Annotated in this window: 24 protein-coding genes; 5 read left to right on the forward strand and 19 right to left on the reverse strand. The window is 40.1% G+C overall.

Annotated elements, in window-relative coordinates:
• Nucleotides 1-57: 57 nt before the first annotated feature.
• The 10 genes from recA to gpt all read right to left on the reverse strand — a co-directional run bounded on the left by recA (nucleotide 58) and on the right by gpt (nucleotide 10,713).
• On the reverse strand, nucleotides 58-1,125 hold the full coding sequence (gene recA / locus PSF09_RS13680; RefSeq protein ID WP_004914068.1) for a recombinase RecA: 1,068 nt from the start codon (nucleotides 1,123-1,125) through the stop codon (nucleotides 58-60).
• Nucleotides 1,126-1,229: 104 nt separating this feature from the next.
• Complete coding sequence (gene pncC, locus PSF09_RS13685) at nucleotides 1,230-1,733, reverse strand: nicotinamide-nucleotide amidase (protein WP_272684013.1); 504 nt, start codon at nucleotides 1,731-1,733, stop codon at nucleotides 1,230-1,232.
• Between the two features lie 14 nt (nucleotides 1,734-1,747).
• The gene (lplT, locus tag PSF09_RS13690; protein ID WP_272665436.1) at nucleotides 1,748-2,950 is read right to left on the reverse strand and encodes a lysophospholipid transporter LplT; all 1,203 of its coding nucleotides are present in this window, start codon (nucleotides 2,948-2,950) and stop codon (nucleotides 1,748-1,750) included.
• 1 nt (nucleotide 2,951) lies between these two features.
• Nucleotides 2,952-5,099 (reverse strand): bifunctional acyl-ACP--phospholipid O-acyltransferase/long-chain-fatty-acid--ACP ligase, encoded by a 2,148-nt coding sequence (aas, locus tag PSF09_RS13695; RefSeq protein ID WP_272684014.1) that lies wholly within the window; start codon nucleotides 5,097-5,099, stop codon nucleotides 2,952-2,954.
• 140 nt (nucleotides 5,100-5,239) lie between these two features.
• Nucleotides 5,240-5,737 carry a shikimate kinase AroL gene (gene aroL / locus PSF09_RS13700; protein WP_196719821.1) on the reverse strand — a complete coding sequence of 166 codons (498 nt, stop codon included), beginning with the start codon at nucleotides 5,735-5,737 and terminating at the stop codon, nucleotides 5,240-5,242.
• Nucleotides 5,738-5,864: 127 nt separating this feature from the next.
• A complete protein-coding gene (proA, locus tag PSF09_RS13705; protein ID WP_272684015.1) occupies nucleotides 5,865-7,118 on the reverse strand; it encodes a glutamate-5-semialdehyde dehydrogenase in 1,254 nt (417 codons plus the stop codon).
• Between the two features lie 2 nt (nucleotides 7,119-7,120).
• Entirely contained in the window at nucleotides 7,121-8,224 is a 1,104-nt protein-coding gene (gene proB, locus PSF09_RS13710; RefSeq protein WP_272665590.1) for a glutamate 5-kinase, read from the reverse strand.
• A 116-nt stretch (nucleotides 8,225-8,340) separates the two neighbouring features.
• Nucleotides 8,341-8,742 (reverse strand): sigma factor-binding protein Crl, encoded by a 402-nt coding sequence (gene crl, locus PSF09_RS13715; RefSeq protein WP_272665439.1) that lies wholly within the window; start codon nucleotides 8,740-8,742, stop codon nucleotides 8,341-8,343.
• A gap of 71 nt (nucleotides 8,743-8,813) precedes the next feature.
• Nucleotides 8,814-10,064 carry an esterase FrsA gene (gene frsA, locus PSF09_RS13720; RefSeq protein ID WP_210837498.1) on the reverse strand — a complete coding sequence of 417 codons (1,251 nt, stop codon included), beginning with the start codon at nucleotides 10,062-10,064 and terminating at the stop codon, nucleotides 8,814-8,816.
• A gap of 184 nt (nucleotides 10,065-10,248) precedes the next feature.
• Nucleotides 10,249-10,713: a xanthine phosphoribosyltransferase gene (gpt, locus tag PSF09_RS13725; RefSeq protein ID WP_036958965.1), complete on the reverse strand. Its 465-nt coding sequence runs from the start codon at nucleotides 10,711-10,713 to the stop codon at nucleotides 10,249-10,251.
• 435 nt (nucleotides 10,714-11,148) lie between these two features.
• Between gpt and pepD the strand changes: the two genes are divergently transcribed.
• Nucleotides 11,149-12,609, forward strand: a complete 1,461-nt coding sequence (gene pepD / locus PSF09_RS13730) for a beta-Ala-His dipeptidase (RefSeq protein ID WP_272684016.1) — start codon at nucleotides 11,149-11,151, stop codon at nucleotides 12,607-12,609.
• Between the two features lie 208 nt (nucleotides 12,610-12,817).
• On the opposite strand, the gene dinB is transcribed toward pepD, so the two are convergent.
• Nucleotides 12,818-13,873: a DNA polymerase IV gene (gene dinB / locus PSF09_RS13735; protein WP_272684017.1), complete on the reverse strand. Its 1,056-nt coding sequence runs from the start codon at nucleotides 13,871-13,873 to the stop codon at nucleotides 12,818-12,820.
• Nucleotides 13,874-14,157: 284 nt separating this feature from the next.
• Here dinB and PSF09_RS13740 point away from each other — a divergent pair, with 284 nt between their 5' ends.
• The 4 genes from PSF09_RS13740 to PSF09_RS13755 all read left to right on the forward strand — a co-directional run bounded on the left by PSF09_RS13740 (nucleotide 14,158) and on the right by PSF09_RS13755 (nucleotide 16,678).
• Complete coding sequence (locus PSF09_RS13740; RefSeq protein ID WP_272665442.1) at nucleotides 14,158-15,072, forward strand: glycerophosphodiester phosphodiesterase family protein; 915 nt, start codon at nucleotides 14,158-14,160, stop codon at nucleotides 15,070-15,072.
• Nucleotides 15,073-15,257: 185 nt separating this feature from the next.
• The gene (locus tag PSF09_RS13745) at nucleotides 15,258-15,635 is read left to right on the forward strand and encodes a hypothetical protein (protein ID WP_272665443.1); all 378 of its coding nucleotides are present in this window, start codon (nucleotides 15,258-15,260) and stop codon (nucleotides 15,633-15,635) included.
• A 267-nt stretch (nucleotides 15,636-15,902) separates the two neighbouring features.
• Nucleotides 15,903-16,265 carry a hypothetical protein gene (locus tag PSF09_RS13750; RefSeq protein ID WP_272665444.1) on the forward strand — a complete coding sequence of 121 codons (363 nt, stop codon included), beginning with the start codon at nucleotides 15,903-15,905 and terminating at the stop codon, nucleotides 16,263-16,265.
• 47 nt (nucleotides 16,266-16,312) lie between these two features.
• A complete protein-coding gene (locus tag PSF09_RS13755; protein ID WP_272665445.1) occupies nucleotides 16,313-16,678 on the forward strand; it encodes a hypothetical protein in 366 nt (121 codons plus the stop codon).
• Between the two features lie 139 nt (nucleotides 16,679-16,817).
• On the opposite strand, the gene nqrM is transcribed toward PSF09_RS13755, so the two are convergent.
• The 8 genes from nqrM to PSF09_RS13795 form a co-directional block, all read right to left on the reverse strand.
• The gene (gene nqrM / locus PSF09_RS13760; protein ID WP_198641892.1) at nucleotides 16,818-17,045 is read right to left on the reverse strand and encodes a (Na+)-NQR maturation NqrM; all 228 of its coding nucleotides are present in this window, start codon (nucleotides 17,043-17,045) and stop codon (nucleotides 16,818-16,820) included.
• 17 nt (nucleotides 17,046-17,062) lie between these two features.
• On the reverse strand, nucleotides 17,063-18,094 hold the full coding sequence (locus tag PSF09_RS13765; protein ID WP_042851653.1) for an FAD:protein FMN transferase: 1,032 nt from the start codon (nucleotides 18,092-18,094) through the stop codon (nucleotides 17,063-17,065).
• A gap of 240 nt (nucleotides 18,095-18,334) precedes the next feature.
• Nucleotides 18,335-19,561 (reverse strand): NADH:ubiquinone reductase (Na(+)-transporting) subunit F, encoded by a 1,227-nt coding sequence (gene nqrF / locus PSF09_RS13770; protein ID WP_004914098.1) that lies wholly within the window; start codon nucleotides 19,559-19,561, stop codon nucleotides 18,335-18,337.
• 15 nt (nucleotides 19,562-19,576) lie between these two features.
• Nucleotides 19,577-20,173, reverse strand: a complete 597-nt coding sequence (gene nqrE / locus PSF09_RS13775) for an NADH:ubiquinone reductase (Na(+)-transporting) subunit E (protein WP_004914100.1) — start codon at nucleotides 20,171-20,173, stop codon at nucleotides 19,577-19,579.
• 4 nt (nucleotides 20,174-20,177) lie between these two features.
• Entirely contained in the window at nucleotides 20,178-20,807 is a 630-nt protein-coding gene (locus PSF09_RS13780; protein WP_004914102.1) for an NADH:ubiquinone reductase (Na(+)-transporting) subunit D, read from the reverse strand.
• A complete protein-coding gene (locus PSF09_RS13785; RefSeq protein WP_004914104.1) occupies nucleotides 20,800-21,594 on the reverse strand; it encodes a Na(+)-translocating NADH-quinone reductase subunit C in 795 nt (264 codons plus the stop codon). The genes PSF09_RS13780 and PSF09_RS13785 overlap by 8 nt, the downstream gene beginning before the upstream one ends.
• Entirely contained in the window at nucleotides 21,587-22,825 is a 1,239-nt protein-coding gene (locus tag PSF09_RS13790) for an NADH:ubiquinone reductase (Na(+)-transporting) subunit B (RefSeq protein ID WP_004914105.1), read from the reverse strand. Before PSF09_RS13790 ends, PSF09_RS13785 begins: the two co-directional genes overlap by 8 nt.
• Before the next feature lie 4 nt (nucleotides 22,826-22,829).
• The gene (locus PSF09_RS13795; RefSeq protein ID WP_272665446.1) at nucleotides 22,830-24,173 is read right to left on the reverse strand and encodes a Na(+)-translocating NADH-quinone reductase subunit A; all 1,344 of its coding nucleotides are present in this window, start codon (nucleotides 24,171-24,173) and stop codon (nucleotides 22,830-22,832) included.
• Nucleotides 24,174-24,574: the final 401 nt, after the last annotated feature.

The following is a 24,574-nucleotide window of genomic DNA, read 5'->3' on the forward strand; positions in this document are numbered from 1 at the left end:
CAACCACATTAGCGGAGCGCCTATAATTTACTTACCAATCAATTAACTAGATTGATATTAAAATTCTTCTGGTGTTTCTTCTTCATCAGAATCATTGATAAAGTCTGTTGCCGCACTGCTAAATTCACCTGTGTGGTTTAATAACATTTCACGCAGTTTGGTATCAATTTCTTGGGCGACTTCAGGGTGCTCTTTTAAATAATTTGTTGAGTTAGCTTTACCTTGGCCAATTTTATCGCCGTTATAGCTATACCAAGCCCCTGCTTTTTCAATTAATTTGTGTTTTACACCCAAGTCAATTAGCTCGCCGAAGGTATTAATACCTTCACCATACAAAATTTGGAATTCAGCTTGTTTAAATGGCGCTGCAACTTTGTTTTTTACCACTTTAACGCGAGTTTCACTACCGACGATTTCCTCGCCATTTTTCACTGCACCAATACGACGGATGTCTAAACGAACAGATGCATAGAATTTTAATGCATTACCACCCGTTGTTGTTTCTGGGTTACCAAACATAACACCAATCTTCATACGAATTTGGTTGATAAAGATCAGTAGGGTATTAGATGTTTTTAAGTTACCCGCTAACTTACGCATTGCTTGGCTCATCATACGAGCAGCTAAGCCCATATGTGAATCACCGATTTCACCTTCAATTTCCGCTTTTGGTGTTAACGCAGCAACGGAGTCAACGATGATCACATCAACTGCACCTGAGCGAGTTAATGCATCACAAATTTCTAGCGCTTGTTCACCAGTATCGGGTTGAGAGCACAGTAAGTTATCGATATCGACGCCTAATTTTTTAGCATAGATAGGGTCTAAAGCGTGTTCAGCATCGATAAAAGCACACGTTTTACCGCTACGTTGTGCTGCTGCAATAACTTGCAGGGTTAGTGTTGTTTTACCTGAGGATTCAGGGCCGTAGATTTCAACAATACGACCTAGTGGCAAGCCACCAGCACCCAATGCAACATCAAGGGATAAGGAGCCTGTTGAGATAGTTTCAACATCCATAGAGCGGTCTTCACCAAGACGCATAATGGAACCTTTACCAAATTGCTTTTCAATTTGGCCTAATGCTGCTGCAAGTGCTTTTTGTTTGTTTTCATCAATAGCCATGTTTACTCCCTAAGTGCAATGCTTTGACCACTGCAAATAAAACGATTGAATTCGGTTTGTTGAAATTAATTATACTGTATAATCATACAGTATCAAGGAAATTTTTAATTTAACTGCTTTAAAAGTGTTTCAAGTATATAAACTGTTGATTGAAAACGAATTTCGTTTCGATTTCCTTGAAACACTCTATGTTGTGTTGTAACAAATACCGTTTGGTCTGCCTGTTTTTGCGCAAAACCAAACCATACCGTACCAACAGGTTTTTCTATACTACCGCCCCCAGGGCCTGCAATTCCACTAACTGAAACAGCGAAATCTGCACAGGCTTCTTGCAAAGCGCCTTCCGCCATTTCAGTAACAACTTGTTGGCTTACAGCGCCATACCGTTGTAAAGACTCACTCTTAACACCGATCATTTGATGCTTTGCTTCATTACTGTATGTCACAAAACCGCGCTGGAAGTAATCTGAGCTACCCGAGATATCGGTTAAAACCTTCGCAACCCAGCCCCCAGTACAAGACTCTGCGGTTGTGACTGTTTTACCCTGTTCTTTCAGTTTCAGTCCAACCTGAATACTCAGTGTTTCAAGCCGCTTCTCATCTATCATGATGTTATCTACCTTTATGCCATTTTTTTACGAGCACGATCCCAAACCCATAAACCTGCAATCGCAATTGCAAATACAGCACCAAAACCAATACCCGCATTCACAACTGACAAACCTGCTTTAATAGCGAGTGAGTACAAGCCTAACATAATCAGCATTGCACTATTTTCACCTAAATTTTGTACGGCGATCGCATTCCCAGCTCCAACGGTTTCCTTCCCTTTTTCTTGCAATAATGCATTCAATGGAACGACAAATAAACCGCCAAAAACCCCAAGAATGATTAAAATAAAATAGGATGGAATAATGTTAGTTTGCAAAGAAAGTAACACTACCATCACACCTATAATAACTCCCGCAGGGATGCATCGATAAACCGTTTTTAAGGTAATAAATTTGGCAGCAAGCCCCGCACCTGCGACTATCCCCACCGCAACCATTGCATTTAGAATGGTTGGTGTGGTGTTGTCTTGTAACCCCAACGCCACAGGCACCCACGCAACGAGCAGAAAACGCAACGTTACCCCGGCTCCCCAGAACAAGCTAGTTCCGACGAGTGAAAAACGACTTTCTTGATTCGCCCATAGCACACGGCAAGCACTGAAAAAAGACGTCATCAACAGCTTAAGATCCCAACCTTTTCCTGGCCTCGCCGCAGCTAAGTGTGGGATGAAAAAATTCGCGATAACGGCTAACGCATACAGTACAGCACATGTACCTAACGCTAAGATTAAGTTAATATCGGAAAGCATTCCTCCGACAACTGACCCCACTAAAATGGCTGCAATTGTTGAAGCCTCCATCACACCATTGGCCTTAACAAGGTTATCGCCACCAGTGAGTTCACCGAGAATACCGTATTTAGCCGGTGAATAGGATGCGGCACCGATACCTACTAACCCATAGCAAAGGAATGGGTTTAGGCCAAAACAAATCCCTAATGCTCCAATAAACTTAAAGATGTTAGAAAACAACATCACTCGGCCCTTTGAAAACCTATCGGCGATTTGCCCAACAAATGGCGCTAAAATGATATAAGTGAAAACAAACACCATTTGCAAGATAGGGTGACTCCACTCGGGGTAAAATTCGGCTTTGAGCTGGGCTAATATGGCAAATAATAATGCATTATCCGCAAATGCAGAGAGGAACTGTGAAGCCAGTACTGCTTTCATACCTCGGCTCATTAGCGGTGAATTGGAAGTGCTTTCTTGCATATTATTCATCCTTTAATGCCATTTGCTTTAATGTGACAAAATCCGTTTTACCACTACCTAGCACTGGCAACTCTTTAACAAAACGAATATCGCGTGGAGCCGCTAACTCGGTTAACCCTTTGCTTTTGGCTGCACGGGATAATGCGCTACGGTCTAATTCTTTATCTGTTGTGAACAAGACAAGCGCTTCACCTTTACTGCTATCTGGCTTTGTAACCACACCATGATTTGCATTGGGAGAAAGAGATGCCACCATTTGCTCGATACTTTCGAGGGAAACCATTTCGCCTGCAAGTTTAGCAAAACGTTTAACACGGCCTTTTATTGTACAGAAATTTTTATAGTCTAATTCAACGATATCACCAGTGTCGTACCAACCTTCCTCTATTTCACCTTGTGCATTTTCAGCTTGTGGTGTTTCAAGGACGCCTGGGGCTTCAACGCGCAAATACCCTTTCATAATATTTGGGCCTTTAAGCTGTAATTTACCACCCTGTTCAATTCCAGAAATTGGAATAATTCGCGCTTCCATTTCAGGTAAAATTTGCCCAACAGAGCCTTCTTTCGCGGCCATAGGGACATTGATTGATACAATTGGCGCACATTCAGTGACCCCATAACCTTCAAGAATTCGGATGCCAAATTTATCAAACCAGATTTTTTTCGTTTTATCCGATAATTTTTCTGCACCGGCAACCACATAACGTAAACGTGCGAAATCATACTGATGAGCAAACCGTGCGTAGTTGCCTAAAAAGGTTGATGTTCCGAATAATACGGTGCAGTTTTTGTCATAGACTAATTCAGGAATGACTCGGTAATGCAATGGGCTTGGATAAAGGAAAACTCGGCTTCCTGAAAATAGAGGGATAAATAAACCAACCGTCAAACCAAATGCGTGAAATAACGGCAGTGACGACATAAAACGGTCACGTGGGGTGAAATCAGCGATCGTTTTTATTTGTTCTACGTTTGCCATCAAGCTAGCATGGCTGTGAACAACACCTTTTGGTGTACCTTCAGAACCAGATGTGAATAAAACAACGGCTTCATCAGACGGTTTACGAGGAAGAATGGCTTTTTTAGGGTTGAATAAGTGTTTAATAATCCATAATTTATCTTGCCATGTTACCGTATCTTTTAAATCTTCAAGGTAAATCCAGCTTGCTTCTGGTACTTGTTCTGGAATATGAGTTAAGTTGCCTTTTTCCAAAAATTGGCGCGAAGTAAAGACGACTTTCGCCGCAGAGGCTTTTAACGCGTTGCTAATACCGTGACTGCCTGCGGTGTAATTGAGCATAGCAGGCACTCGGCCTCTCATTAAAGCGCCAAAAATTGCAGCTGCGGTGACTGTCGCATTTGGCAATAATAGGCCAACTCTTTCATTTTCATGTGTATAGCGTTCAATAATACGACCAACCCCTAAAGTTTTTTTCAATAGGGATTGATACGAGTCTTCTTTAAATGCGATGTCCTCAATACAAGGCGTACGACGGCCAAAAAACTGAACACTTTGAATAAATTCTTCAACTAATGTGACTTGTGGTAAACAAGACATTCGAGCAGATTTCATGATTTGGTACAGGTGTTCACCAGCCAGAGCTCGACGCTCTACAGCCTTAGGTGCTTCTGGCATTGGTATAGCTTGTGCTGGCAAGATATGCAATGTGATCTTCGGAAACCATTTTAATGGAAAAATGCCTTTCAAACGCCCAAAATGGCTATATTGAGCCCCTTCTATACGAATAGGAACAACTTTTGCTCCGGACTTTGCGGCCACAAAAGCCGCTCCTTCGTATATTTTCATTAAAGAGCCATGAACCGAAATTCGGCCTTCTGGAAAAATAACTATCGGGCGCCCTTTTTCTACCTCTTTAACTAGATGACGAATACCTAGAGGGTTGGCAGGATCAAGAGGGACAATATCCGCATAGGGCTTAAGGCGCTTCACCATTTTCGGTGTGGCAAATGTTGAATAAACAGCAAATACAGGTTTAACAGGTAAGAAAAGCGCGATTAATACACCATCAAGGAAAGAAACATGATTAGGTGTAATCAAGCATTTATCTTGATTAAACTCTTTCGCATCGCCGATAACTTGCACGCGAAACAAAAATTTAAGTACTGTTTTGACTATCTTTGCCAACATAATGAGTCCCTATACTATGATTATATTTTTATATATTAGTGTGATATGACTATACCTTTAGTAACTTCTATCTTACTGAGCTACTCCCTTTACTCTAATTAGTATATTCCGAAAACACCGCTGGCTTATCACTCATGGGTTTAAGTTAAATCATTAAGTTGTGCGATGATATCGTCGACAGGCTGTGCAGCATCAATAATATGGTGAGCTGTCGCACGGTAGATAGGTTCCCTTTGTTGCATCACTTCTTCAATTTCTTCAATTAAAGATTTCCCGGTCAAACTTGGTCGTTGATCCGCTTGTGGCTCTGCTGCAAGGCGTTTTGCTAAAACTTCAGGATGGGTATTTAAATAAATAACAGTGCCGTTATTACGCATAATTTGCTGATTTTCTTCTGCGAGAACCAAGCCTCCGCCAGTAGAAACAATTATATTATTTTGCTTAATCGACTTAAGGACGTCAGTTTCTAGCTGACGAAAGTAATCCCAACCGTGCTGTTCAACAATTTCAGCGATGCTTTTTCCCGCTTTTTCTAAAACCAATTTATCTGTATCAACAAATTGATAGCCTTTAGATTCTGCAAATTTTTTACCAATTGTGGTTTTACCCGAACCTCTTGGACCGATAATGTAAAACATTAAATTTCATCCCATCATCATGAATACTAAGCAATACTGATTACAAATTTGCTTATGATAAATTGCCTAATTTGACAAATAAAAAAAGAAAGCCACACAAGTGTGGCTATCTCATCATTTTTACTCATTACGGACGACTCAAAAAGTCGCCATATCCGATCCATTTATACGTTGTTAGTGCATCTAACCCCATAGGGCCACGTGAATGTAATTTCTGCGTACTCACTGCGACCTCTGCACCTAAACCAAACTGCCCACCATCAGTAAAGCGAGTGCTTGCATTAACATATACCGCTGCTGAATCTACACATTGAACAAAATAGTCAGCTTGATGAATAGATTCTGTCAAGATAGCATCAGAATGCGCAGTACCATACTGGCGAATATGGTCAATAGCTGCGTCAATGTCATCAACAATTTCTACGTTAAGATCCAGTGATAGCCACTCATCGACAAGGTTTTCAGGTTTAACATCAACAACTTTCGCTGGGCCTTGTTTTAGTAATGGAAGTGCTTTTTCACTCGCATGCAGTGTGACTTGTTGCTGCGCCATTTTTTCACTTAAAAACGGTAGGAATTCACTCGCAATTTCTTTATGAACTAATAATGTTTCAAGTGAATTACAGGCACTTGGGCGCTGAACTTTCGCATTAATAATTACGTTAATGGCTTTATTAAAATCCACCGATTTATCAACAAACGTATGGCAAACGCCAATTCCCCCAGTAATTACCGGGATCGTGGATTGCTCACGACATAATTTATGTAACCCCGCACCGCCGCGAGGGATTAGCATATCGACGTAACGATCTAATTTGAGTAATTGCGCAACTAATTCACGGTCCGGATTATTAATAGCTTGTACTGAATCTGCTGGCAAGCCACTAATTTCCAATGCTTTTTGAATAACTTCCACCACCGCAAGGTTAGTATGATGCGTCTCTTTCCCACCACGTAAAATGACCGCATTACCTGTTTTTAAACATAGCGAAGCCACATCAACGGTGACATTAGGGCGTGCTTCATAGATAACGCCAACAACCCCTAATGGAACACGGCGACGTTGTAAATTTAAACCGCTATCCAATTGGCTTCCATCAATGATTTGCCCAACAGGATCAGCTAATTGACATACTTTTCTGACATCATCAGCAATACTTTTTAAACGCTCTGGCGTCAATAATAAGCGGTCTTGTAACGCCTCACTCATACCGCTTGCTTTTGCCTGCGCCATGTCTTTTTGATTCGCTGCAAGTATAACTGCATTATCTTGTTCTAGTAGATCTGCAATTTGTAATAGTGCGGCATTTTTTTGTTTGGTATTTAACTGAGCTAATTGCCATGAAGCAACTCTTGCTGCCTTACCCATTGTCTCTAACATAATTAACTCACTATCATATCATCACGATGAACAGCCACAGAACCGTGTTCATAGCCAAGTATTTTGCTGATTTCTTGTGAATGGTGCCCAGCAATCATTCGAAGTGCATCACTGTTATAATGGCTGACCCCATGAGCTAGGTCTTTTCCTGCCATATTACGAATACGGATCACTGCACCTCGAGAGAAGTCGCCTTCAATCTTTTTAATTCCTTTTGGTAACAATGAACTGCCTTTTTCCATAATCGCCAGTTGTGCACCATCATCAATGTAAACATCCCCAGCGGCTGGAGCACCGAAAATCCAACGTTTACGATTTTCCATTGGATTTTCTTGCCCATAAAAACGGGTACCAACAGGGAGATCTTCTATAACCGCATTAATAACATCCGGTTTATTGCCTGCAGCAATGATAACATCAATCCCTGCGCGGCCCGCGACATCTGCTGCTTGTAGTTTAGTTGCCATTCCGCCAGTTCCTAACCCACTGACGCTTCCCCCCGCCATTTCACGAAGTTCATCATTGATACCATACACTTCGGGGATCAATTTTGCATTTGGATTACTGCGTGGGTCGGCATCATATAAGCCTTCGATATCCGTGAGTAATAGCAGTTTGTCGGCATCGCCAAGAATCGCAGCCAAAGCAGATAAATTATCATTATCACCGACTTTTATTTCCGCGGTAGCAACGGCATCATTTTCATTAATAACTGGAATGATTCCGTTATCTAACAGAGCTTGTAAGGTATCTCGTGCATTTAAGAAGCGTTCTCTGTCTTCTAAATCGGCTCGTGTCAGTAACATTTGCCCAATATGAATGCCATAAATGGAGAATAACCGTTCCCATAACTGAATTAAACGACTTTGACCGACCGCCGCAAGCAACTGTTTAGATGCTATGGTAGCCGGCAGTTCGGGGTAATTTAAATGTTCGCGACCCGCGGCAATTGCCCCAGAAGTCACAATAATAATGCGATGCCCTTTTTCATATTGCTGCGCGCATTGCCTAACCAGCTCAACAATATGAGCTTGATTTAAACGGCGCGAGCCCCCTGTTAATACACTGGTCCCTAATTTAACTACCAGCGTCTGGCTATTTTTCATCATTTTTCTGCCATTAGGATTAATAAACCAAAAAGTAGGTATTATTTTTATCAGGAGAAGCGCGTTATGCCAACAAGCATAACGCAAAATTCAACAAAAGTTGGTTTAAAACAAATTTATGCGCTTAATTCCAGTTTTAATTCTGCCATTAGCGGGGAGGGAAAGAGGCTTAACTCAAGTTCAGATAATTGTTTTGCAAGGGCTTGGTGAAATGACACTAAATTTTGCTCGGTCGCTTCAATGGTTGCCGCGTCTTTTAGTGTTTTGACTTGCCAACTACCATGGCTGTTGTATAGGCCAAAATGATAAGTAAATTCAAAGCCCTTATCAGTTGCTACCAATTTTAGCCACCATCCCCAAAATTCACGTTTTTCTGGGGCAATATTTGCATTCACGCAAACAACGAGGCTATCAAATATATAACAGCCATTTAAACATTGTTTTTCACGTAAATAAGGTCCTATCGAAGCAAACTTCTTTAAATACTTTCCATTTGAGTAATCAGTCGGTAAAGCCATGTTAAGGATCTCCTTCTTGGGAAGATCCCTTTTTAACAAATGGGTAAAAATAAGCAAGTTATTAAATAAAATTAAAGTATTTTTGCTTTTAACCAATTAGTGGTTTCACTTAACGCCTTTTCAAAATTAGCAAAAACAGGCTGGCTTGGTAGCATTATCGTATCGGCATCCATCGAAGAGCGTCGAATTAAATCAGATTCGGCTTTAGGGCTATAAATATCATCTTTAAGGCTAACCGATAACATTGGGACTTTACTGCGTCGCCCTAAAAGCCCTTGATTTTTAAGTGAATAACAACTTAATTCATGGCGTAAAGCAGAACCATCAACTTGATAAATACCCAAACGACTGGCGAACACATCCAAAACCATCCGAGGAATATCCTGCTGATATTTCTCTTCATGCAATAAACTGTGCACAATTGGCCCTATGACAGCGACTGCTTTAATCTTGTCTGGACACATATAAGCTAATCTTAACGCTATATTTGCGCCAAAACGCATACCCACGATGCCAAAACGTGTGTGGTCAATCCAAGCGATATCCCCAAGCTGGCGAACAATTTGCTCATGTAGGGTGCTTGTTTCCTGTGTAAGCTTTTGTTTTACCGAATAACCAATAGACGGCATATCCAGTGTTAGCATCGCAATGCCGAGAGGTTCGAGGTAGTCACGGAAATAGCGGCAAAAATCAATTTGTAAGCTATCTAACATACCGCAAATCATCACTGTCGGGTAAGGCCCTTGACCGTGTGAAGGAATATGCAAAAAGCCACAGACTTCTTTTCCACCATCAACTTTAAATGGAATTTTCTTTAAACGATATTGAGAAAACTTTGCTGCGCTATCATACGCTTTACAAGCCAGCAAAATAGCTTGATCAGCCAACTCGTCACCTTTAATAAAAGGATAAGCAGCAATACTGTATAAGTTAGCTGAACGCAACCAAGCGTCCCCTGCGTCTGTACCTTTTTCAAGTTCTAATGCTTTTTGCTGCCAATGCATGGCTTGCTGAGACCATTCAAAACACCAATTTCCACGACGATTGCCAATGACCGTATCCAATAAATTATCATTACTACGCTCAGCATCTGAGATAGCAATACGACTTAGCACCTCTTCAATTTCTAAGGCGTCTATTCCTCGCCAAATCCACATTAAGCGGTTAATCATACGGTACCACCCCGCATGGTGAGATCCACTTAACACGCTATGTTCTTTAATTTGAGAAATTGTTTGAGATGAATAAGAGACTAATGTTGACGTTTCAACTTGTCTGACTTTAGGTTTGAAAAGTTTTTCTGAAAGGTTTTGCTGAGTCATCCCTATTTCCTTGTCTATCAGAGTTGAATTTGGCCAAAAATAAAGGGAATGCAAAAATGCACTCCCCAAATTATATCGTGTTTAGTTTAAAAATTTTAGGTATTAATGTGTTTTTGCAATCAATAAATTCTATAACACTTTATAATTACAATGTTTTTACCTAAAACTCGCGTAAAACACAGATTTATTTATCTTGTTCACACAATGGTTTAACAAAAACGACACCCATATCCCATGGCTGTTCGATCCATGTGTCTTGTGGGATATCAACTACGTAGTCATCCACTAATGGACGCCCTGCAGGTTTTGCAAAAATAGTAACAAAGTGGGCTTTAGGGTACATGTTACGGATAGCTTGAGCTGTGCCGCCTGTATCCACCAAATCATCAATGACAATATAGCCTTCACCATCACCTTCAGCACGTTTAATCACGGTTAATTCGCGCTGGTTGTTATGGTCATAGCTAGAAATACAAACAGTGTCAACGTTACGAATACCAAGTTCGCGTGCTAGAAGTGCACCAGGAACAAGGCCACCACGGCTAACCGCGATAATACCGGTCCATTGCTCTACTGGTAATAAACGTTGTGCGAGTTTACGGGCATGTATTTGCAACATATCCCACGTTACGACATATTTTTCGCTCATAAAATTCGGGTCCCGACTGCTGAGTAAATCTGAAATGTGTCTTGCGGAAAAAAGGTTGCGCGAGATTATAGTGATTTGGCCGGTTAAAAACCAGTAAAAAGCACCATTCGACATTAATTATTATCATTTACACTGTCCATTGCTCAAAAGAAAGTGTTATCCTGAGTTTATCAGCAATGCATCATTTAATTTTGCATATCAAGCTAGTAACTAACATAACTCAACTAAAAATCTCTGAGGTAATTTGAGTTGCTCGGTCAATAAAACTAGTGATGCCATACCCCAAGGAAATTAAATATTTTCCCTAAATAATTTGGGTTGTGGCTAGACGGCAAATGAGAAAATCCCGAGGAGCATACATAAGTATGTGACTAGGGTTTACGAGTGAAGCCAACAACGCTACAACTCAAAATATGACGGGAAAAGGAGAAAAACGTGTCTGAACTTGCTATATTATCCCCCCAACCACTATGGGACATCTTCGCGAAAATCTGTTCTATCCCGCACCCTTCATACCACGAAGAAGCCTTAGCCGCACATATTGTTGATTGGTCAAAACAAAAAGGCTTTCACGTTGAGCGCGATGAAGTGGGCAATATTCTGATCCGTAAACCTGCAACGCCTGGTTATGAAAACCGCAAAGGCGTTGTTTTACAAGCTCACTTAGACATGGTGCCACAGAAAAATAACGACACGGTACATGACTTTAAAACAGATCCAATTCGTCCATATGTTAATGGTGAATGGGTCACCGCTGAAGGAACCACTTTAGGTGCTGATAACGGCATTGGTTTAGCTTCTGCGTTGGCTGTTCTTGCTGATGATAGTGTTGAGCATGGGCCAATGGAAGTTCTTCTGACCATGACCGAAGAAGCCGGCATGGAAGGTGCGTTTGGCTTGAAAGCAGGCTGGTTACAAGCCGATATTCTGATTAACACCGACTCAGAAGAAGAAGGTGAAATTTACATGGGCTGTGCTGGTGGAGTTGACTTTACCACTACGTTTGACCTGACGCGTGAAGTATTACCACAAGGCTATAAAACCTTCACAATGACCTTAAAAGGCCTAAAAGGTGGGCACTCAGGTGGTGATGTACATTTAGGCTTAGGTAATGCCAATAAACTGTTAGCACGTTTTCTAGCTGGGCACGCAGAAGATTTAAACCTAAAACTATTAGATTTCAGAGGCGGTACTGTTCGTAATGCGATTCCACGTGAAGCCTATGCCATTATTGCTGTTCCAGCAGACAAAGTTGCTGAGTTAACTGCGCTAAGAGCACGTTATGAAGATATTCTGAAAAATGAATTAACTGTCGTCGAACCCAACCTTGTTCTGCTACTAGACGAAACCCAGAGTGAGCTGAAAGCTCTTTCTGACGATTGCCAAAAACGTTTTGTTTTCTTCTTAAATGCAGCACCAAACGGTGTGATCCGCATGAGTGATGTTGCCATTGGTGTGGTTGAAACGTCACTTAACGAAGGTGTTGTTCGCCTGACAGAAGATAAAGCAGAAATTATCTTCCTTGTTCGTTCACTTATCGATAGCGGTAAAAACTACGTTGTTAACATGCTGACATCTATCAGTAAATTAGCACACGCCCAATACCGTGCAGAAGGTAGCTACCCAGGTTGGCAACCAGATGCAGACTCACCTGTGATGCATTTAGTCAGCGATACCTACAACAAGCTGTTCGGTAAAATCCCGAATGTCATGGTGATCCACGCAGGCCTTGAGTGTGGTCTATTCAAAAAACCTTACCCAGACATGGATATGGTTTCAATTGGGCCAACTATTCGCGGTGCACACTCCCCTGATGAACGTGTACACATTGCAAGCGTTGGAGAGTATTGGAAATTACTAACTGCGGTTTTAAAAGTAATTCCAGTCAAAGAATAAACAATTCATTGTTGTGACCCCCCATCATACGATGGGGGGTCACACTGCTGACAAACATATTATGTTTGGCGGCAAGTCTAATAGGTTTTGAAAATAAATGAGGAAAATCAAATTATTGATTTTCGTCTGATAACACAAAGCGGGAAAAACCACGCTTTTATCCCGCTTTGTTAACAACCTCAAACACCCATCATGCGATGAGTGTTTTTTATAATTCAAGCAATAATTGCCTTTCAAGCTGCGGGCTTTGCAGCATCACATGCAAACCAACTAACCGAACACTACGCCCTAAGCGGCGATGATCCCAAACTTGTTTCGCTATCTGAACTAAATCTTGTTTATTAAGAATTGGGTATACGTGTTCTTGTGTTGTTTGCTGAAAGTCTGCAAATTTAAATTTTACACCTTGACGAGCAATACGCAGATCGGGTTTTACCTTCGCTAAACGCAATTGTAGCTCGTCATAGAGCCTATCAAGCAGTAACAGACAATCGTTCCATTGATATATATCTTCTGCAAGGGTACGTTCAACCCCTACCGACTTTCTGAGCCTATCAGGGTTAATAGCACGCTCATCGATACCATGGCATCGATCCCAAAGTACCTGCCCAAATTTACCCATGCTTTTAACCAATGTAACAACATCATATTTTTGGACATCAGCACAAGTGAGTAACCCCATATCCGCTAATTTCTGAGCGGTAACCTTACCCACGCCAGGAATTTTTTTAAGAGGCAAGCTAAGAATAAATTGATCAATATTTTGCGGCGTGATCACGAATTGGCCATTAGGTTTATTCATGTCTGAAGCTATTTTCGCCAAAAATTTTATTGGCGCTATCCCCGCTGAAGCGGTTAATTGCAGTTCATCAAAGATTTGCTGGCGAATGGCCTCAGCAATTAGCGTTGCAGAGCCATGTAATTGCGTACAATCAGTGACATCCAAATAAGCTTCATCAAGAGAAAGTGGTTCTATGAGGTCAGTATAGCGTGCAAATATTTTTCGAATATACAGGGAGGTTTCTTTGTAAAGTGCCATATGCCCAGGAACCACTTTCAAGTGAGGGCAAAGCCTAAGTGCAATCGCAGTAGACATCGCACTGTGAACACCGTAGCGACGGGCTTCATAATTTGCAGTACTAATAACTCCTCGGCGATCTGCGCTTCCCCCCACCGCAATGGGGACATTACGAAGGCTTGGGTCGTCACGCATTTCGATCGCTGCATAAAAGCAGTCCATATCAATATGAATAATTTTACGCACAGGTTAGCTCTGCCAATCAAACACCTGATTAAATATACAGTATTTTTATTAGCCATGCAATTATTGTCACATCTCCATAAAATTGATGAATAGAAAATCTAACCTCATGATAATTAGGCAATTCATATTATTGCAATAATCATCTGCCAAGCTATCCAACTCAAGATTCGATTTAAAGTTTGTCTTAAAAATAAGCGTTAATACTTACTTTTAAACAAAAAAGTAATAAAAAGAGTTGTTTTACCAACAACAATACCTTGAAAAACTATTTATGGATCATCTCTATGGCAATTATATCAACATCAAAATATGTTAAATTTATGGCTCCTCTCATAATGCTGCTTGCTAGCCAAACAGTTTTCGCACTATCACCTAATTTAGCACTATCACCTAAAATTGTAGCTCACCGTGCAGGAACAGCGGATGCACCAGAAAACACAATTTATGCCATTGATTTAGCCAAGCAAAATAATGCTGATGCTATTTGGCTTACTGTTCAACTTAGTAAAGATAATCAATTAGTCCTATATCGTCCGAGTGATCTAGATTCATTGACGGACAAAAAAGGTAACGTATCTGCTTATACTGTAGAACAACTCAATCATGTCAATGCTGCTTATAAGTTTAGTCAAAAACATAATCAGCAATTCCCATTACAAAAAACAACTATCGCTACACTAGAAAGTATTCTACAAAAATACCCAGACACAACTTTCTACATAGATTTAAAATCCCCTGACGCCAGCCCTGATATTCAAGCAAAGGCGATTTTAGCCCTCTTAGATAAAACCAATGCATTTAATCAAGTACGTTTTTATTCCACTAATGATGAATTTTTAAAAGCACTCAAATCCCTTTCTCCAAAGATCCCACTATTTGAAAGTCGTGATGAGACTCGCACCCTGTTGGCAAATGTTGTGATGAACCATCAATGTTCAATAGCAAATGACAAAACAACAACTCGTTGGTATGGCTTTGAATTACATCGTAAAGTTGAAGTAGTCGAAAAATATACATTAGGAGAAGCACGTTCACCTGCAACCCTTTCATGGGATAAAGAAGCCATCGACTGTTTTAGAAAAAATGGCAATGCTTATATCATTGTCTTTGGCGTTAATACTGACAGTGACTACCAACTTGCAAAAGAAATTGGCGTAGATGCTGTAATGGTTGATTCCCCAAAAGCATTTAAAAAATAATCAAATAACATCACCTAAGCTATTATTACTTTAATAATAGCTTAGGAATTAAATCACATCCTAAAAACATTCATTCCTTTTCATCAATTAATAATAATTGTTCTTAATTTACCTCTATAGAAAAATTGATATATTTAATCCGCCACAAAAAACATTTAAAAATAAACTAAAATAAAGGATTTTATATGTCAAACAACTTAACTATAACTGTAGAAAATTATTGGAATGAAAGATTAGAGAAAGTTGAAATATTTTACCATAATAGTGACCTTCCAAATAATAATGCCTTTGTATTTTTTGATTTGGAAAGTAGACAGTCGTCTACTACCGTAGATTCGGGTGTATTTCCTTTATCAACCAGAGGTGAAAGCTCATGGAAAGCTAGAATTAGCACTGAATCAGGTACTGTTTGGAGCAGCGGTGATTTTTTACTATGCCAAATTAATCCTGATGATAATAATACTGTTACAATTAGTTTTGATGGAAATTTTGAAAATATGACAGTTTATTATCCATCTTCTAGCTCGTGCTCTAAAAAAATGGAATTAAGTAAGAAAAACTAAGCAACAAAAAACATAGGCTATAATAACAGAATTCAACCATATGATATTTTAAATTTTGGATAATAAATTGGAACACATCTTAATTTCCAGATAAGAGATTAGTATAAACCCCATAATAATTAACTAACCTAAAATATTATTAAAGTAACACCTTAACATAAGAACAAAATAATTTAATTATAGTTTGGTTTTGTATTTTGCTATTAAAAACAACCATCAATTACACATTTAAAACCATTACACGTATTTGATATTAAAGGAGGTTACATGTCAAACCTTGGAACAATGATTGTCGAAAATTATTGGAATGAAACATTAAAAAAAATTGAAATACATTATCATAATAGTGATACCCCCTATGATAGTGTGTTTATATTTTATAATCTAGGAGACTCCACATCTAGCTCTACTGCCAATTCATTCCCTTACTCAACAACAGGTAAAAGTGCTTGGAAAGCTAAAGTTACAACGAAAAATAATGAACTGTGGAGTAGTGGTGACTTTTTACCTTGCCAAATTAACAGCAGTGATAATGGAAAGGTTACGATTAGATTTGATGGCAATACAAAAAGCATGCATGTTAATTACCCAGTCTCCGATTCATGCACCAAGAGAATGCAGCTAATTTAGGCCATATAATAGATAAAAACAGAGTAAATTTATATTAAGAGATTAGTATGCTAGCTCCATTAGGCTTAGTAACTGTTGAAAATTATTGGAATGAAAATATCAAAGAATTTAAGTTAGTCATTAATACATCTAATTTCACGAACACCTATAAAGTTTTTAATAATATAAAAGATAAACAAGTTTTAAAAGATGCCTATAGTTTTGTCTTTTTCTATGAAAAACAAATATCTTGGCAAGTCACTTTTATAACAGAAAGTGGTGAAACTTGGGGTAATGATTCATTTCTTCCTTATAACTTCGCTACCTCAGATAATGGGAAAGCAATCATAGGTGTTAATGGCGACTCCAAACGCCTATATGTTGCCTTTCCTTCATCGAGTTCTTGTTCAATGGCTTTAACACAGATGTCATAAAGTTGTTTATAACATATTCTTAGTAAAGATTTATTATATTCTTGCTCATACAAGATAAAATAATATTTGGAGATGTCTAATAGTTATATTTAGACATCTCCAGCTCATTACTAGTTATATAACCATTAAATATTACTATTCAAATAATACGGTTTTTATCCAGTATTTTTTGGCGGGCTTCTTCACGCGCCATGCGTTTTTTACGTGCATCACAAGGCTCAGGGCAATCACACACCTTTTCAACACCAATACTGCTTAACCCGCCGCAGCTACCTTGAATACTCTTACGCTTAATAATATATCCAAGTGACATACCTAAAAAGGCCAGCAAAAACAGTGCAAAGGCTGCAATAAAAATATTCAGCATTTTTTATCCTCCTACAACTACTGTTTTTTGGTTAAAAATGGTTCGAATGCCTTAGTATAGCGCTCTTCAAAACCTTTATCTGTCTTAACAATCATAAAAACAGGAATATTCATTTTTTCAGCTAAAGCAAAGCCAACTTCAGGCCCTAAAACATTTAGTCCTGTAGATAAGCCATCAGCACTCATGCAATTTTCTGCAATTACTGTAATAGAGACTAAATTATGTGTGATTGGTTTTCCTGTTTTTGGGTCTATCGTATGAGAAAAACGAACGCCATCTTGCTCGAAGTAATTACGGTAGTCCCCTGATGTAGCGATAGAACGGTCACCTGGTTCAATAATCTCTTGTGCTGTTTGGCTGACACCATCCGATGCGGGTTTTTCTATTGCGATACGCCATGGCACTTCTTTACCATTTGTTCCTTTCGTACGCACTTCGCCACCAATATCAACCATATAATTATTGATGCCTAATGATTCTAAATATTCTGCAACAACGTCAACACCATAGCCTTTCGCAATTGAAGAAAGATCGACGTACAGCTCAGGGATCGTTTTAATTAAGTTATTATCTTGAACAGCAAGTTTTTCGATGCCAACCCATGCTCTGCGCTTAGCCAATTCTTCATCCGAAGGTGCTTTAGTGACTCTTCCTTCAGGACCAAACCCCCATAAATTAACTAAAGGCCCAACCGTTACATCTAATGAACCATCAGTCAGCTTATTAATTTCAATGGCTTTTTTAACCACAGTTGCCGTTGCAGCAGAAACAGGGAACGGTGTATTGACTTCTTTAAACTGATTAAAACGGCTTAATTCTGAATCTGGGCGATATGTTGACATTTGGTCGTTAACTTCTTCCAAACGTTTATCTATTTCGGCTTGAATTGCTTCAGGCTTTGGCTCCGAAGAATCTGTGACATATTTAACCGAATAATACGTACCCATTGTTTGCCCCTGAAGATTCTGTTGTTCAGGTCCACCACAGGCAGTAAGAAACAGTGCTGCAACAAATAGCAGTACCGAGGTATAAATTCTTTTACTTAGCATAATTTTCTCCGCGTCAATCATGAGCGCATTTTGTTAAGGCCGCCCAGACTATTAACACACTTTACATCGTCACCCATGCAGAGAATGTTCCAGTCAAAATAATCATAAACCTACCTATTAACCGTTAACTAATTAGCGCTTAATAGATTTACTAAAATCACAAAGAGGGAAAATATTTTCCCTCTTTAAAGTGTTACTGTCTACTGACTTTGATTAGTCTAATAAAATCAGCTAAGTTGCTTAACCACCGAAGTCATCCAATAAGATATTTTCATCTTCAACACCGAGGTCTTTCAACATTTTGATCACGGCAGCATTCATCATTGGAGGACCACACATGTAGAACTCACAATCTTCCGGTGCTGGATGGTCTTTCAAGTAGTTTTCATATAAGACATTATGGATGAAGCCAGTATAACCATTCCAATTATCTTCAGGCATAGGGTCAGAAAGTGCTACATTCCATGTAAAGTTTTCATGTTCTGCAGCGAGTTGGTCAAAATCTTCGGTGTAGAACATCTCACGGACAGAACGTGCACCATACCAGAAACTAATCTTACGTTTAGAATCTAAGCGGCGCAGTTGGTCGAATATATGAGAACGCATTGGTGCCATACCCGCACCACCACCGATAAACACCATTTCAGCTTCCGTTTCTTTAGCGAAAAACTCACCAAACGGCCCAGAAATAGTCACTTTATCCCCTGGCTTTAATGACCAAATATAAGAGGACATAATTCCTGGTGGAACATCCGGATTACGAGGTGGTGGTGTAGCAATACGCACGTTTAGCATGATAATACCATGCTCTTCCGGGTAGTTTGCCATGGAATAGGCGCGAACAGTTGGCTCTTTAACCTCAGACACATAACGGAATAGGTTAAATTTATCCCAATCTTCACGGTACTCTTCTGGTACATCAAAATCTTCATATTTGACAACATGTGCCGGGCATTCAATCTGAATAAAGCCACCCGCACGGAAAGGAACGACTTCTCCTTCAGGAATTTTCAATTTCAGCTCTTTAATGAAAGTGGCTTTGTTATCATTAGAAATAACTTCACACTCCCATTTTTTCACGCCAAATATTTCTTCTGGAAGCTCAATTTTTAAATCTTGCTTAACGTTGACCTGACACGCTAATCGGCAGCCTTCTTTTGCTTCACGCTTGTTAATGTGAGAAAGCTCAGTAGGCAGAATATCACCACCGCCTTCTTTGATTTTTACACGGCACTGACCACAAGAGCCACCACCACCACACGCTGATGAAACAAAAATACCTTGGTTTGATAACATGCCTAATAGCTTGTCACCCGCAGGAGCTTCAAAACTTTTGTCTGGATCGCCATTAACTTCAACTTTGATGTTCCCTGTGTTGACTAGCTTGGATTTTGCAAACAGGATTAAGCCTGTCAGCACCAAGACAATCAGGGTAAACATCACGACACCTAAAATAATAATTTCCATGAATTCTTCTCGCCTTTATAGCTGCACACCGGAGAAGGACATAAAGCCCAATGCCATTAAACCGGTTGTCACAAAGGTGATACCTAACCCTTTTAGACCCGATGGAATATCTGAGTACTTCATCTTCTCTCGAATAGCTGCCATCAATACGATTGCGAGCATCCAACCGATCCCCGAACCGAACCCATATACGACCGATTCGCTAAAGTTATAGTCACGTTGCGCCATGAAAGAAACACCACCAAAAATGGCACAGTTAACGGTAATCAATGGCAAAAAGATACCTAACGCGTTATACAGTGATGGGAAGTAGCGATCTAAAATCATTTCAAGGATCTGAACTAACGCGGCAATAACACCGATAAACGTGATAAAGTTCAAGAAGGATAAGTCGATACCTTCAGCAATCGCGCCATCACGTAATACCAAGTTGTATACCAAGTTATTGGCTGGGACAGAAATCCCAAGAACTACCGTTACAGCGATACCCAGTCCAAAAGCAGTTTTTACATTCTTCGATACCGCAAGGAAAGTACACATTCCCAAGAAAAATGCTAATGCCATATTTTCAATAAAAATGGCTTTAACAAACAGGCTAATATAGTGTTCCATGTGATTAGTCCTTCTCTACCTGAGCTGGTTTCAGGGTACGTAACCCCCAAATCAGCATACCGATGATAAAGAATGCACTTGGCGCGAGGAGGAACAGGCCATTTGGCATGTACCAACCACCGGTTTGTAGTGATTCAAAAACTGTGATACCAAACAATTTGCCGGAACCAAATAACTCACGTAAAAAGCCGACTAAAACAAGGATCACACCATAACCTAGACCATTACCAATACCGTCCATGAAGCTTTCAATTGGAGGTGCTTTCATTGCATAAGCTTCAGCACGCCCCATTACGATACAGTTAGTAATAATCAAGCCAACAAATACAGAAAGTTGTTTTGATATTTCATAAGCATATGCACGTAAAATTTGGTCAACCACAATAACTAAGGAAGCAATGATTGCCATTTGAACGATAATACGTACGCTGCTCGGAATATAATTCCTGATGAGTGAAATAAAGAAGTTAGAAAATGCCGTCACTAAGGTTACAGCAATCGTCATAACGAGTGCTGTTTCTAACTTCGTTGTCACTGCCAGTGCAGAACAAACCCCTAATACCTGTAAAGCAATTGGGTTGTTATCCAATAACGGCCCAAGTAGGACGCGTTTTACTTCTTTTGAATCAGCCATTATTCAGCGCTCCTTCACGTACTTTTTTCAGGAACGGACCAAAACCGTTATCCCCTAACCAGAAATCAAACATATGTTGGATTCCGTTTGATGTTAGAGTCGCACCTGAAAGGCCGTCGATACCGAATGGGTTATCTGTCGCACCACCGCGCACGATTTTAATTGCCGGAACCCCCTGCTCATTGAACAGTTTTTTACCTGGCCATTGGGCTTTCCACTGAGGGTTATCAACCTCACCGCCCAGCCCTGGTGTTTCACCATGTGCATAATAAGTGATACCACGAGAGGTGACACCATCTACATCTACCGCAATAAAGGCATACATGACAGACCACAAACCAGAGCCGTAAACAGGTAAAATAATTTGTGATACTTTTCCTGCTTCATCTTTAACCAAATAGATTTCAGCGCTATTGGCACGACGGCGAATTTTTGCAATATCTTCCGCAGGAGAGAGTGCAATACTCGTTTCTTCGCTACGTAGCTCGCTATTTAAGTCATAACGGCTAGTGCTATCAGATAATTCATTAGTTTTAAAATTCAAAAGTTTAGGTTCGATACGATCCTTATATACATCTTGAACTTCCTCAGCGGTCATTTTAGGTTGCAGCAAGCCAGCAACACTTAAAATATTACGTTGAGTATCTAACTGAATCTGTTCTTGCTGCTGTGGTTTTAGACCAACTGCAGCCCCTGCGACGACAATAGAGCAAACTAGACAAAGAATAAAAACAACTAGAAATGTTCTGCCGACGCTATCGTTATTCATTGGTTTTTCATTAGCCACGAGCTTTTCTCCGCTTAATATTTGCTTGAACGACCAGATAGTCAAACAGAGGAGCAAACAGGTTGGCGAATAGGATCGCCAGCATCATCCCTTCTGGATAAGCTGGGTTAACAACCCTGATAAGAACACACATTACACCGATCAGAATGCCGTACGCCCATTTACCTTTGTCTGTGAAAGACGCTGATACCGGGTCTGTCGCCATAAAAATCATACCGAATGCGAAGCCACCAAGTACCATGTGCCACCACCATGGCATGGCAAATAACGGGTTCGTATCAGAGCCAATAGCATTGAATAGGTAGGACATTGCAATCATGCCAACCATCACGCCAGCAACAATACGCCATGATGCGATACGGAAGAACATGATAAGAGCACCACCAATAAACAACATCAGTGTTGACACTTCACCAATTGAACCTGGCATATTACCTAAAAAGGCTTGCATCCAAGTAATAGGCTCATGAGTCACCGTGTTCATTAGGGCATGCTCACCACCTGTTGCCCATTGTGATAATGGTGTCGCACCAGAGAAGCCATCAGCAGCAGTCCAAACTAAGTCACCTGATATTTGAGCAGGATAAGCAAAGAATAAGAAAGCACGGCCAGCTAATGCTGGGTTTAAGAAGTTACGCCCAGTACCGCCAAAAATTTCTTTCGCAACAACAACCCCGAAAGTGATACCTAATGCAGCCTGCCATAAAGGAATGGTTGGTGGCACAATCAAGGCAAATAGAATCGAGGTAATAAAGAAGCCTTCGTTAATTTCATGGCCGCGGATCATGGCGAATAAGACTTCCCAGAAACCACCGACTAAGAAAACGACAGCATAAATAGGAAGGAAATATACTGCTCCTAGCAGCATTTTACTTCCCCACCCTGCATCCATCGAAAGTGATGCACCTAAAAACTGCGCTAAGCTATAATGCCAATCACTCGCGAGAACTTGCTGTAACTCAGCCCCGCTATATAATTGGTGCAAAGCTGGGATGGCTTGGTTACCAACGTTATACATTCCCCAGAACATCGCTGGGAAAACCGCTAGCCACACCAATATCATCATACGTTTCAGGTCGATGGTATCCCTGACATGAGAACGCCCTTTTGTTACCGTACCCGGCGTATAAAAAACAGTCGAAACTGCTTCAAATAACGCATAGTATTTTTCTAGCTTTCCACCGGGCTCAAAATGGTGCTCATACTTTTCAAATAAATTTTTCAGACCCATGGAATCACCCTTCTAGCTCAATCTTGGTCAGAACATCACGTAGCACTGGACCATATTCATATTTCGCTGGGCAAACATAGGTACATAAACCTAAATCTTCTTCGTCCAACTCTAAACAGCCCAATTCTTGTGATGTATCAGTGTCTCCAGCGAGGAGATCGCGCAACAAATGAGTGACCATGATATCGAGGGGCATGACTCGCTCGTAATTACCAATTGGTACCATCGAACGCTCGCCACCATTCATTGTCGTTGTGAAATTAAAGCGTTTATTTTTCAAGAAGTGCCCGATTGTGGTACGCGTAATCGTAAACTTATTAACACCAGGCATAATCCAGCCAAATAATTCTTTATTGCGACCTTCGGCTAACACTGAGACTTGATTGTGAAAACGACCAAGATAGTGATGAGTATCATCACATGTCACGCCCCAAAGGACTGAACCTGAAATAATACGGTTTTCACCCGCTTTAAGCTGACCTTGTGTTAATTCATATAAATCAGCACCTAGGCGAGTACGCAGAAGACGAGGCTTTTCAACTTGTGGCCCTGCTAATGAAATCACGCGGTCTGTATATAGGTGACCCGTAACAAATAGCTTACCAATAGCGATAACGTCTTGGTAATTAAGGCTCCAAACTTTTTTCTTGATACTAACAGGTTCTAAGAAATGAATATGAGTTCCCACTAAACCTGCAGGATGCGGCCCTGTAAATTGGGTATAAGAAATTTGGTTATGAGCCGTATTCTTCGGTAAGTCTCCCTCTCCATGACAAACATGGATTTTACCTTCTGTTAAGCGGCTTAGAACCAAAAGCCCATCGTTAAATGCTTGTTCTTGCTCTTGAATAACTAAAACAGGATCCGCTGCAAGTGGATTGGTGTCCATTGCAGTGACAAAAATAGCGATAGGTGAAGAACCCGGTTGTGGAGAACGGCTAAATGGACGCGTTCTTAAAGAAGTCCACAAACCCGATTTTATCAAGTTTTCTTCGACTTGTTGTTGCGTTAATGTAGATAGCTCATCACGAGTATAAGCTGCAAAAGTTTCTTGTTCATCGCCATCAATTTCGATGACAACAGATTGAAGCACACGACGCTCACCACGATGAATAGCAACAATTTTACCGCAGGCTGGGCTTGTAAATAAAACCCCTGGGTTCTTTTTATCTTCAAAAAGAACCTGTCCTTTAACTACACGCTCACCTTCTTTAACCAGCATCGAAGGACGCATTCCGACATATTCCTCACCTAGCACAGCTACGTGTTGAATTTTCGGGCCGTCTTCTATCACTTGGGCTGGCTCACCTGCAATAGGAAGGTTGAGGCCTTTTTTAATTTTAATCATAAGATCTGCACAAGTTTATCAGTTAAACCCTAAGCTAACGATTCAGCAATGAATGATAGCGACTCATTAAATAAAAAATAGCTCAAGCAATAGGCATCACTTAAGCAGGTATTCTCACATAATTGTTACTAAATTTTATCTTCTGCCAACCATAATTTTATCAGTTCCCACTCTCTATGTCCGGCTATAGAAGTGACATAGTTCAAGCAAATTGCATTAATATTTAAATTTTTTTGTTAACAACTCGGTATTATCGATACTTAAGCTCATATTTATCGATCCTTGTTCATTATTTAAACAACAAAGGTTCATTTAAAAACTATTAACAAACTATATTAATTTTCGATTTACTCGTCTAGAATGCATAAAATATGTACTCTTTTTATTCAATAATATTCTCT

The organism is Providencia sp. PROV141 (genome assembly GCF_028481645.1).
In the GTDB taxonomy this organism is placed as follows: domain Bacteria; phylum Pseudomonadota; class Gammaproteobacteria; order Enterobacterales; family Enterobacteriaceae; genus Providencia; species Providencia rettgeri.